At 33.1% G+C, this 11,496-nt stretch carries 10 protein-coding genes and 1 pseudogene; 5 read left to right on the plus strand and 6 right to left on the minus strand.

All coding sequences use genetic code 11. From position 1 onward, the window contains the following. The 4 genes from Q0C22_RS04580 to secA form a co-directional block, all read right to left on the minus strand. Window positions 1-1,000 (minus strand): hypothetical protein (locus Q0C22_RS04580; RefSeq protein ID WP_291492223.1); only part of this gene is annotated, 1,000 nt, incomplete at its 3' end. Further along, complete coding sequence (locus tag Q0C22_RS04585; RefSeq protein WP_291492225.1) at window positions 997-2,178, minus strand: pyridoxal phosphate-dependent aminotransferase family protein; 1,182 nt, start codon at window positions 2,176-2,178, stop codon at window positions 997-999. The genes Q0C22_RS04585 and Q0C22_RS04580, both read right to left, overlap by 4 nt. Continuing rightward, a complete protein-coding gene (locus tag Q0C22_RS04590) occupies window positions 2,165-2,581 on the minus strand; it encodes a methylated-DNA--[protein]-cysteine S-methyltransferase (protein WP_291492227.1) in 417 nt (138 codons plus the stop codon). Before Q0C22_RS04590 ends, Q0C22_RS04585 begins: the two co-directional genes overlap by 14 nt. 22 nt (window positions 2,582-2,603) lie before the next feature. Next, entirely contained in the window at window positions 2,604-4,985 is a 2,382-nt protein-coding gene (secA, locus tag Q0C22_RS04595; protein WP_291492229.1) for a preprotein translocase subunit SecA, read from the minus strand. A gap of 247 nt (window positions 4,986-5,232) precedes the next feature. Here secA and Q0C22_RS04600 point away from each other — a divergent pair, with 247 nt between their 5' ends. The 5 genes and pseudogenes from Q0C22_RS04600 to Q0C22_RS04620 all read left to right on the plus strand — a co-directional run bounded on the left by Q0C22_RS04600 (window position 5,233) and on the right by Q0C22_RS04620 (window position 9,762). Then, complete coding sequence (locus Q0C22_RS04600) at window positions 5,233-6,486, plus strand: amino acid ABC transporter substrate-binding protein (protein WP_291492231.1); 1,254 nt, start codon at window positions 5,233-5,235, stop codon at window positions 6,484-6,486. Between the two features lie 9 nt (window positions 6,487-6,495). Beyond that, a complete protein-coding gene (locus tag Q0C22_RS04605) occupies window positions 6,496-7,350 on the plus strand; it encodes a branched-chain amino acid ABC transporter permease (RefSeq protein WP_291492232.1) in 855 nt (284 codons plus the stop codon). Next, window positions 7,350-8,312 (plus strand): branched-chain amino acid ABC transporter permease, encoded by a 963-nt coding sequence (locus tag Q0C22_RS04610; protein WP_291492234.1) that lies wholly within the window; start codon window positions 7,350-7,352, stop codon window positions 8,310-8,312. Before Q0C22_RS04605 ends, Q0C22_RS04610 begins: the two co-directional genes overlap by 1 nt. Then, the gene (locus Q0C22_RS04615; protein WP_291492237.1) at window positions 8,309-9,055 is read left to right on the plus strand and encodes an ABC transporter ATP-binding protein; all 747 of its coding nucleotides are present in this window, start codon (window positions 8,309-8,311) and stop codon (window positions 9,053-9,055) included. Before Q0C22_RS04610 ends, Q0C22_RS04615 begins: the two co-directional genes overlap by 4 nt. Next, a pseudogene (locus tag Q0C22_RS04620) lies at window positions 9,052-9,762 on the plus strand (ABC transporter ATP-binding protein). The gene Q0C22_RS04615 and the pseudogene Q0C22_RS04620 overlap by 4 nt, the downstream one beginning before the upstream one ends. 2 nt (window positions 9,763-9,764) lie before the next feature. On the opposite strand, the gene Q0C22_RS04625 reads toward Q0C22_RS04620, so the two are convergent. Next, complete coding sequence (locus Q0C22_RS04625; protein ID WP_291492239.1) at window positions 9,765-11,213, minus strand: sodium:solute symporter; 1,449 nt, start codon at window positions 11,211-11,213, stop codon at window positions 9,765-9,767. After that, window positions 11,210-11,428: a hypothetical protein gene (locus Q0C22_RS04630; RefSeq protein WP_291492241.1), complete on the minus strand. Its 219-nt coding sequence runs from the start codon at window positions 11,426-11,428 to the stop codon at window positions 11,210-11,212. Before Q0C22_RS04630 ends, Q0C22_RS04625 begins: the two co-directional genes overlap by 4 nt. Window positions 11,429-11,496: the final 68 nt, after the last annotated feature.

Genomic DNA, 11,496 nt, shown 5'->3' on the forward strand with positions numbered 1-11,496 from the left:
CACCGCCTCTACCGTTTCTTTTTTCAACAACCTCAAAGCTTTTAAGATATAAAAGCAAATCAATACCTAACTTTCTATACTCCGGGATAATTCCAAGCGTAATAAGTCTATAATTATCAATTTTGGGTAATACTGAAATAATTGAAACCAAATTTAAAGGTGTTATAGAACCTTTTGCTTTCTTTAAAACATAATTAAAATCAGGTATAATTGCAGAGTAAGCACAAGGAACTCCATCTTTTTCTGCAATTATAACAAGTTCTGAGCTTACCAGATTTTTCATATCATTTGATAGGTAAAAAAATTCTTCTTTTGTTGGAGGTACAAATCCCCAGTTATTAGCCCAGGCTTTAGAGTATATATCCCATAAAATTTCTAAATCTCGTTCAAAGTGTTTTTTTGAAAGATTTCTTAAAGTAACATTGTATTTTTTTGCTATCTTTTTGCTTAGCTCTATGTACTTTTGATCAGGTTTGTTTGCTACGGATAAATAAAAAGCATATAGATCTTTTGCCTTTTTAAAGCCATAGTTTTCGAGTAATTCAATGTAATATTTAGGATTATAGGGCATCATATAAACCGGCTCTTGAAAGTAGCCTTCATACAATACTGCGCATGTATGGTTAAGCGAAGGGTTTGCAGGCCCTCTTATAGATTTTAAACCATTTTGTTTCAAATAATCGCTAGCAGCATCAAATAAAGCACCTGCAACTTCATTATCATTGATACATTCAAAAAAACCAAAAAACCCAACTTTATCTTTATGGTAATCATTGTGCCATTTGTTAACAATAGCGGCTATTCTTCCAAGTGTTTTGCCATCTTTCTTGTAAAGAAATAATTTTATCTTGGCATTTTTGTAAAATGGATTTTTTGGAACAAATAATTTTTTTTCTTCAAAACGCAACGGCGGGACCCAAAATTTATCTTTTTGGTATAACAAAAAAGGGAAATCAATAAATTCTTTTAACGAATTTGTACTATTTGCTTCGATAATCATATAACATCTAACTTTTTGCCTACTTTCGTAATTTTTTCAATAGCAAAGTCTATCTGGTCAAATGTATGCGTAGCCATCAGGCTTAACCTTATAAGAGCTTTGTTTTTTGGTACGGCAGGCGACACTACTGGATTAACAAATATACCTTCTTCAAAAAGCATTTTCCTATACTGCAGAACCTTTAAATCTTCGCCAACAAGCACAGGAATAATTGGTGTGCAACTTTGAAGTGTATCGAAACCTGCACTTTTTAAGCCGTTCCTCATGCGATTTGTATTTGCCCACAATTTTTCTATTAACTCAGGCTCACTTTGCATTATCTCCAGGCTTGCAAGTACAGCGGCACATGATGCTGGTGTTATGCTTGCAGAAAATATCAAACTTCGCGCAAAATGTTTTAGATAATCAATAACATAAGCATCTGCAGCAATAAAACCACCAAGTGAAGCAAAAGATTTACTAAATGTACCCATTATAATGTCTGTCTCATCTATCAAATTAAAATGACTTGCAGTACCAGAACCATTTTCACCAATTACACCAAAAGCATGTGCATCATCAACCATTACTCTGGCATTGTACTTTTTTTTAAGCTTTACAATTTCTGGCAAATTAGCAATATCTCCATCCATACTATAAATGCCATCTACTACAATAAGCTTGCCAGCATTTATATCAATGGACTGAAGTGTTTTTTCTAAAGATTGCATATCGTTATGCAAAAAGCGCTTTACTTCACCAAACGACAGCTTTGTACCATCAACTATACTGGCATGGTCAGATTTATCTATGATAACATAATCATCCTTACCAACAAGACCAGCAATAGCGCCTAAATTTGCCTGAAAACCTGTAGAAAAAAGTACTGCTTTTTCTTTTTTTGTAAATTTTGCAAGTTTTTCTTCAAGTTCTATGTGAATATCCAATGTTCCATTTAAAAAACGAGACCCAGCACAACCCGTGCCATATTTTTTTATTGCATCAATTGCTGCTTGTTTAACTTTAGGATGAACGGTTAAACCTAAATAACTATTAGAACCAAGCATTAATATTTTTTTACCATTTATAATTACCTCTGTGCCTTGCTCACTTGAAATTGGTTGAAAATAAGGGTAAAGACCAGCTTGTTCTATCTCTTTGTAAGCTACGAATTTTTCGCATTTATCAAATAAATCCATACTGCAAACTCCTTTTTGCGTTTTTTTCGAAATCCAATAACTCTTTTTTTAACTCAACAGAATATTGATATCCACCGATTGAGTTTTTTGCAATAACTCTATGGCATGGTATAACATATACAAACGGATTTATCTTCATAAGATAAGCAACTTTTCTTTGGTGAAAACCAAATTTTTCACCCAATTCTTTATAAGTAATAGTTCCATTAAACTGTTTTAAATAATTATACACTATTTTTTGTTCGCCACTTAAATTTTCCCAGTTTAGTAAATCGTAATCAAACATAGACAAATCCTTTTTGTTAAATACCATAGAAAATATTTTTTGTAAAGGAGTCTGTTCATATGTATCACTTTTTTTAACAAAAACAATCCTATCTATTTTATTTTCAAGTACAACCATCAAATCCTTTGAAAAAGGTGTTTTAATTATCAAATACAATTTTTAAATGGAAAAGGGTTGATAAACATTCTTCTTTGAGATTATTTATCATATCTTCAAACATCTCAAAAGAAGCTTTTTTGTATTCCACTAAAGGGTCCCTTTGACCATAACCCCTAAGCCCAATTGATTCTCTTAAAGCATCCATATTCTTTAAATGCTCTCTCCATGAAGAATCTAAAACTTGTAACAATATATTTCTCTCAAGATCTCGCATCTGGTCTTGTAGTATGTCTTCTTTTTCTTTGTATGCTGTAAGTACTAAGTTTTTTAATTGATTAAATATTTTTTCTCTATCTTTTTCATTTTCATCGATATTAATTTCTAAATTAAAAATTTGTTTAAATTTTAGCTTAAGTGCTTTTAAATCGATCATATTTTCTAAATAACTATCTACAATAGAGCTTATTACATCATCTATAAAATCTAAAATTGTATCTTTAACACTTTCGCTTTCAAGTATTTCTTTCCTTTGCCTGTAAATTACACTTCTTTGAGTATTTGCCACATTATCATAATCAAGTAGGTGTTTTCTTATATCGAAGTTATATTCTTCAACTTTCTTTTGAGCATTTTCAACTGCTCTTGTAACGAATTTATTTTCTATAGCCTCACCTTCTTGTATGCCTAACTTATCCATTATTACTTGAATGCGTTCTGAGCCAAATATCCTGAGCAAATCATCTTCTAATGAAAGAAAAAACCTCGATTCTCCAGGATCACCCTGTCTACCTGATCTACCTCTTAGCTGATTATCTACCCTTCTTGATTCGTGGCGTTCTGTGCCAAGTATAAACAAACCGCCAAGTTTAGCTACTTCCTCATCTATTTTTATATCAACACCTCGACCAGCCATGTTTGTAGCAATTGTTACTGCCTTTTTTTTGCCTGCTTGAGCAATAATTTCTGCTTCTTTTTCATGGTGTTTGGCATTTAATACCATATGCGGTATACGCATTTTAATAAGGATTTTATGCAACTCTTCAGATTTTTCAACACTTGTTGTACCAACAAGTACAGGTTGACCTTTTTCGTACCTTGTCTTTATTTCATTAACAATTGCATTAATTTTCTCTTTGTGTGTTTTAAATATTAAATCCTGTCTGTCTATCCTTATCATTGGTTTATTTGTAGGAATAACCACAACATCAAGGTTATATATTTCTTTAAATTCTCTGCTTTCAGTATCTGCCGTGCCTGTCATTCCGCACAATTTTTCATACATTCTGTAATAATTCTGAAATGTAATGGTGGCTAGCGTTTGAGATTCTTCTTGAATTTTAACTTTTTCTTTTGCTTCAATACACTGATGAAGTCCGTCTGAATAACGTCTATCTGGCATCATTCTGCCCGTAAACTCATCAATTATTATTACTTTAGCGTCTTTTACTATATAATCTCTATCCCTTAAAAATAAAGTGTGAGCTTTAAGTGATTGGTTAACTATATGTATTATTTCTATGTTTTTGCTATCGTATAAATTATCCAAATGTAAAAGTTTCTGTATTTTTTCTACGCCTTTATCTGTCAAAACAGCTGTTTTAAGTTTTTCATCTACCTCATAATCATCTTTTGTGAGCTGACTTACTGCTTTGTCTACTTCATAGTAAACTTTAGTAGGAGTACCACTTGGACCTGATATTATAAGTGGCGTTCTTGCTTCATCAATTAAAATTGAATCAACTTCATCAATTATAGCATAATAAAAACCACGCTGTACCCACTCATCTTTGGAATACGCCATATTATCCCTTAAATAATCAAAGCCAAACTCACTATTTACACCATATGTTACATCTGCCAAATATGCATCTTTTCTCTCACAGGGTATAAGCTTTGTTTTAAAAGTTTTCTCATCTTCAAACTCAACTAAATACGATTTATTTTCCTGTTGTATAACACCAACATTCAAACCTAAAAATTTATATATAGGACCCATCCACAAAGCGTCTCTTTTTGCAAGATAATCATTTACAGTTATTAAATGTATATTTTTTTTGGTTAGTGCATTCAACACAATAGGAAGCGTAGAAACAAGCGTTTTGCCCTCGCCTGTTTTCATTTCAGCAATTTTACCTTGATGAAGCACTATGCCACCTATTAATTGTACATTAAAATGCCTCATTGAAAGCGTTCTGTTAGCAACTTCTCTTGTTATTGCAAAAGAATCAACAAGCAAATCATCTAAAGATTTACCGCTTTCGTAATCAATTTGAAGTTTTTTATATGCAGCCTGCAATTGCTCATTGCTCATAACTTTATATGTAGATTCTTTTTCATTAATTTTTAAAACAAGAGGCTCAATGCTCTTTAAAACCCTTTCATTTTGTGTACCAAAAACTTTTTTCAAAAAATTACCTATCATGCAATCTCCATTTAAATATCAAAGTTTATTTTTTTAAAAGTCAAATCTAATAATCTTTTCAACATAACTTTCAAAGTTTTTAAGCTATTTTTGAGTATAAACTAAAATTACGAAAAATCAAGATACTTTGCTATTTATGAAAATATTTGAAAATTTTTTTTAAATTAGTATTAAAAAATAATTTAATTAATATTGACAAAATGATTTAAAATATAGAATTGAGTTTAAAATTAAGGAGGTAGTACCTATGAAACGGATAATTGTTTTTTTAATGATTGTTTCTTTTGCGCTTTTTTCAACAAAAGCTTTAGCAAAAGACAACATCGTAATTGGTTTTACAACTTCCCTAACTGGTAAACTTAATGCGGAATCAAAGGCTCAATTGCAAGGTATCCAGCTGTGGGTTAACAATGTAAACAAAAACGGTGGTATTTATGTAAAATCGCTGGGCAAAAAACTACCTGTTGCTCTTAAATATTATGATGATGAAAGCAATAAAGAACGTGTTCAGCAATTGTATGTAAGACTAATAAATAATGATCATGTTGACTTTTTAATTAGTCCATACAGTTCAGATCTTACAGCAACAGCAGCAATTATTGCTCAGCAATATGGTAAAATAATGATAAGCACAGGTGCTGCCGCAGATGATATTTTTTCAAAAGGATTTTCGGTAGTTTATCAAATGTATACGCCAGCCTCCAGATATTTAACAGGCGCTTTGGATATGCTCAAAAAATACGATCCCAAAGCTAAAAAAATTGCCATTATCTACGAACAAAGTGAATTTGCAAAAGCAGTATGTGATGCAGCAAAAGATTATGCTAAAAAGCATGGTTTTAGTGTAGTTATGTTTGAAGCCTATACTCCAAATACAACAGATTTTAGTGCATTTCTAAACAAAATGTCATCGCTTAAGCCAGATGCATTAATTGGCGGTGGTCACTTTGCTGACGGTGAAACACTTGCAAAGCAGGTTTATGAGCAAAAAATGCCTCTTAAATTAATATCACTAATAGTTGCACCAGCAGTTCCAAAGTTCAAAGAAATTGGTGAAGCTGCTTTGTATGTAACAGCTCCTTCACAGTGGGAACCAGAAGTTTCATACTCACCAGAAAATGCTAAAAAATTAAAATTGGCTTACTATGGTCCAAGCGTAAAGTGGTTTACAGATAACTATAGAAATGCTTATAAACAAGAACCAGGTTATCACGCAGCAGGCGGTTTTGCATCAGCTTTGGTACTTCAAAAAGCCATTGAAGAAACAGGCACGCTAGATTCTAACAAAATAAAGCAAGCGCTTGATAGAATGAACATTATGACATTTTACGGACAGATAAAATTTGCACAAGGAAAATACCATGGTCTGCAGATTGGCCATGAGATGGTATATTTGCAATGGGTAAAACACAATGGTCAAATATCAAAAGAAATTGTATGGCCACTTGCAGCTGCTAATACAAAGCTTGTATTTCCATACAACATTAAATTCAAAAAGTAAGCTTGTGTTATGTTAGTTTATGTAAATGCTGTAATTAGTGGTGTTCTTATAGGTTTAGCCTATGCTATTGCTGCATTGGGCCTAAACCTAATATGGGGCGTGATGAAAGTAATAAATTTATCTCATGGAGCTTTTATAGCTTTTGGCATGTTTGCAGCCTACATGTCAGTGAAGTTACTTGGGATCTCAGTGTATACTTCTTTAATACCTATTTTTATAGCAGGATTAATCCTAGGTATTGTAGCTTTTTTCGTAAGCTTATATAGGGTGCTAAATGCACCCGAGCTTACAACATTACTTTCTACCTACTCTTTAAGCCTTATACTGATTGGACTTGGAACATTTTTTTTTACAACAAACCCAAGAGCAATAGATACTCATCTTGGTTCAATTGCTCTTGGTCATTTTAATATTTCCTATGCACGCATTATTGTAGGTTTAATTTCTTTGATGCTTGCTTTGGCACTATATTTGTTTTTATTTAAAACATCTTTAGGTAAAGCCATAAGAGCAGTATCACAAAACCCAACTGCAGCAAAACTATACGGCATAAACACAACATTGGTACTATCTATTTCTTTTGGTATTGGTGTTGCTTTTGCTAGTATTTCTGGTGCTCTTATTGCATCGCTGTTTCCATTTACCATACTATCTGGCGGCGTTTACGAACTAAAAAGTTTTGTTATTTGTGTACTTGGTGGTCTTGGAAGTCCTGCTGGTGCAATTTTGGGCGGTTTAATTTTGGGACTTCTAGAAAATATCTTATCGCTTAAAATGCCAGTAGATTATATGCCTTTTATAGAATTCAGCATTCTTGTTATAATTTTGCTTATTAAGCCAAATGGTATATTGGGGAGGCGCTAATGCAAAAAGGCTATACTCTCTTTTGGCTTTTACCTACACTTATAGCGCTTGTAATTTACCCAATTATAACAGACAATGTAATGCTTAGAGAAACAATATTTTTAATTTTATTAAGCATCACGCTTTCTGTTAGTTTAAATATTATTTTGGGATATACCGGTTATGTAAGTTTTGGACACATTGTATACTATGGTATTGGCGCATATTTTGCATTTTACTTGATGTATGCATATAAAGTAAATCTTATAGCTTCAATTGTTTTAGGTGGGCTTGCTTCTGCTTTAATAGCATTTGTTTTAGGTCAGGCGGTTTTAAGCCTAAGGGGCGCAATTTTTGCTATTGCTACAATTGGTGTTAACGAAGCAGTAAAAAGTCTCATTAATAACATATCGTTTTTGGGTGGCGCAATGGGTTTGTATTTTGATTTTAGCATATATGATAACTACGGTGGAGCTTTAAAAGCTATCTGGTTATCCTACTACCTTATGGGTATTTTGACAATTTTAAGTGTAATTGCTGCATACTATATAAAAAAATCCAAATTTGGACTCGGCTTATTTTCTATAAGAGAAGATCAGGATGCAAGCTCGGTTCTTGGTATAAAAACAAAGCTTTACAAATCTTTAGCATACGCAACTTCGGCGTTTTTCCCCGCAATAGCTGGTGGCATCTTTGCTTTCAAAGCAGGAAATATTGAGCCATCTGGGGCCTTTAACCTTGTAAAATCAATTGAAATGATTGTGATGGTAATGCTTGGAGGCTATGGTAGCGTTGCTGGAAGCGCACTTGGTGCACTAATTTATGAAAAAATTAAAGGCATGTTACTTGTTATGCCTTATGTAAAAGATTTGCATCTTGCTGTTTCTGGTTTAATATTGCTTATTATTGTACAATTTGCTCCAAGCGGTATAGTAGGTTTTTTAACCAAATACTTTAAAAATTTACAGAAGGTACTTGAATGATTTTAAAAGGAACAAACTTAAAATTATCCTTTGGTGGTCTGATAGCTGTAAATAATGTGTCATTTGAAATTCAAGAAAAAACGATATTTGGCATTATTGGTCCAAATGGAGCCGGCAAAACAACTCTTTTTAACATAATAAGCGGCGTTTACAAACCTCAAGAGGGAAAATTATTTTTTAAAGACAAAGATATAACAAATTTTCCTACGTATAAGCGAGCTCGTCTTGGTATAGCAAGAACACACCAGATTGTAAAACCACTATCCGAGCTTACAGTCATAGAAAACGTTATGGTAGGCGCATGCTTTGGCAAAAAAAATTACAATTTAAAACAAGCTCAAAAAGTTGCTTTGGATGTTATTAATTTTGTGGGTCTGTCTACTAAAATGTTTACACAGGCAGGACAGCTTAATGTAGCGTTTAAAAAAAGACTTGAGCTGGCAAGAGCCCTTGCAAATGAGCCAGAAATTCTCCTTTTGGATGAAGTTTTAGCTGGCTTAAACCCAAAAGAAGTTGAAAGCATGTTAAATGTAATTTTAAAAATCAAAGAAAGCGGAGTAACAATAATAATGATTGAGCATCTTATGCATGCCATAATGAAAGCTAGCGATTATATAATGGTGCTTGATTCTGGAGAAAAAATCGCACAAGGAAGCCCTCAAGAAATCTCAAACAATGAAAAAGTTATTGAAGCTTACCTGGGTGACCCAAAACTTGCTATGCAGCTGGCAGGTGCTAAATGAGTTGTGTATTGGAAGTTAAGAATTTAAATGCAGGATATGGTGAAATACAAATACTATGGGATGTCAGTATTAAAACTTGCAGTGGACTGTGCGCAATTATTGGCTCAAACGGAGCAGGCAAAACCACACTGCTTAGAGCAATTACAGGTATTATACCTGCAATGAGTGGCTCTATCATATTTGACGGCAAAGACATAACAAAACTACCAGCCCATATTAGGGCTCAAATGGGCGTTATAATGGTTCCAGAAGGCAGATTGCTTTTTAGCGAAATGAGTGTCCTTGAAAATTTGCAAATGGGTGCTTATCTGAAACGAGCCAAAGACAAATACAAGCAAAACCTAGATTTCGTATTTAGTTTGTTTCCAAAGCTATCTTAGAGGATTAATCAAAAGGCTCAAAGTCTATCTGGCGGTGAGCAGCAGATGGTTGCTATTGCAAGGGGCTTGATGGCAGATCCAAAAATTCTAATATTTGACGAACCAAGCCTTGGCTTATCCCCAAAACTGACAATTGAAGTGTTTAGTATAATCAAAAATCTGAAAGAAAAAGGCATTGCGATGCTTCTTGTTGAACAGAACGTTCACCTGTCTTTGTCAATAACAGACAACGCCTATGTGCTTTCAGAAGGCAAAGTAGTACTATCTGGAAGCGGTGGGGATTTGCTGGAAAATCCCCAGGTAAAAGAAGCTTTTTTAGGTTTATAGCTTTAATCATCCAGGTAATCATCAAGGCTTATGTTTGCCATAGGCTTAAACAAAAAAGTCAAAACTAACAAAACAACAATTTCAATAGCAATGCCGTATAAACCTGCCCATATTCCCTTATAAACAGCCAACTTAAAATGACCCAAATATAAAATGTAAGTAGTAAGCACTATACCCGCTATTGTTGCAATACCAGCTGGAATTTTTGAAACCCTGTTTGTAAAAAGCGGCAAAAAGATGAGTGGAAATAACTGCACTACCCATGATCCAGCTATTAGCTGCAAAGTAATAATAAATGAAGGACTCATTGCAAGGCTTAAATACAGGGCAAGCAGTATTATTATTGCAACAGAAACTTTACTTATTATTCTTTCAGTAGAATCACTTATGTTTGGATTAATTAAGTTTTTGTAAATATTTCTTGTAAAAAGATTGGCACTTGCAATGGACATAATAGAAGCAGGGATCATACTGCCAAGTATAATAATTGCGCCAATTAATGCTGTAAGAATAGGTCCAAATGTTTTTGAAATAAGCATTGGAAATGCCATATTCGGATTTTTTAAACCAGGAACTACAAACAATGCCGCAAAACCTAATAATGTAATAAATAGAAGCATTATATTGTATATTGGAAGCACAATAGCGTTTTTTCTAACTGTGTTTGCATTTTTTGATGAATATACACCTGTTATTGCATGCGGATATAAAAACAATGCTGCAGCAGATCCAAATGCCAGTGTAGCAAAAACACTAATTTGACCGGGAGCAAGAACAGCCTTTTTTGGATAATGCGCATTAAACCAGCTAAACATATGTCCAATTGAGCCAAAATAATGTATTGGGATGTAAATAATTAAAAACAACACCATAGCCCATACAAAAAAGTCTTTTATAAATGCAGTTAATGCTGGAGCTCTAAGTCCATTAAAAACTGTAAAACCCATAACTAAAAGCAAAGAGATTATTATGGTAATGTTTGAAGGTACATGTGTAACACTTAGCATAAAATTCATCCCAAAAATCTGCAAGCCTATATATGGTAGCTCAGCTAAAATTCCAATAATACCCACTATCAAAGCAAGAAATTTTGAATCAAAAACCTTTTCTACATAATCACCAGCTGTAATAAAATCATGCCTTTTTGCAACATTCCAAAGTCTTGGCATAGTTAAAAATACAATTGGGTATGTCATAATAACATAAGATGTAGCAAACAAAGCCAAAACACCTGCACCGTAAGCAAGTCCTGGTATTGCAATTAAAGTATAGGCCGTATATACATCCCCACCTATCAAAAACCAGACAATAAATGTGCCAAAATGCCTTCCACCCAAACTCCATTCTGTTATATCGTTAGTTAGAGATGGTTTAAACTTGCTTGCATAAAATCCAACAATACCCACAATAACAATAAACGCAAGCATAATAGATAATTCTAAAATATTCATTTTCCTCTCCTTTGGCTTGTTTTTTGCTCAATCTTATAGGCAACAAAAATCAGTATAATTGTAATAATATCCATAACAATGAGAAAAAATGACATGAAATTAAGTCCGAATACAATATCGCCTCTGTTATAGTAAGGTACCCCAAAAGATAAAATTAAAATAGGTATAATAGTAAGTATCCATACAAGTGGATGGTAACGTTTGTAAGTTTTCATAAATCCTCCTTAATATTCTTGAAATAATTATTACATTTTTTAATAAAAGTCAATATATTATTAACTTA

This window comes from Desulfurella sp. (genome assembly GCF_023256235.1).
GTDB lineage: Bacteria > Campylobacterota_A > Desulfurellia > Desulfurellales > Desulfurellaceae > Desulfurella.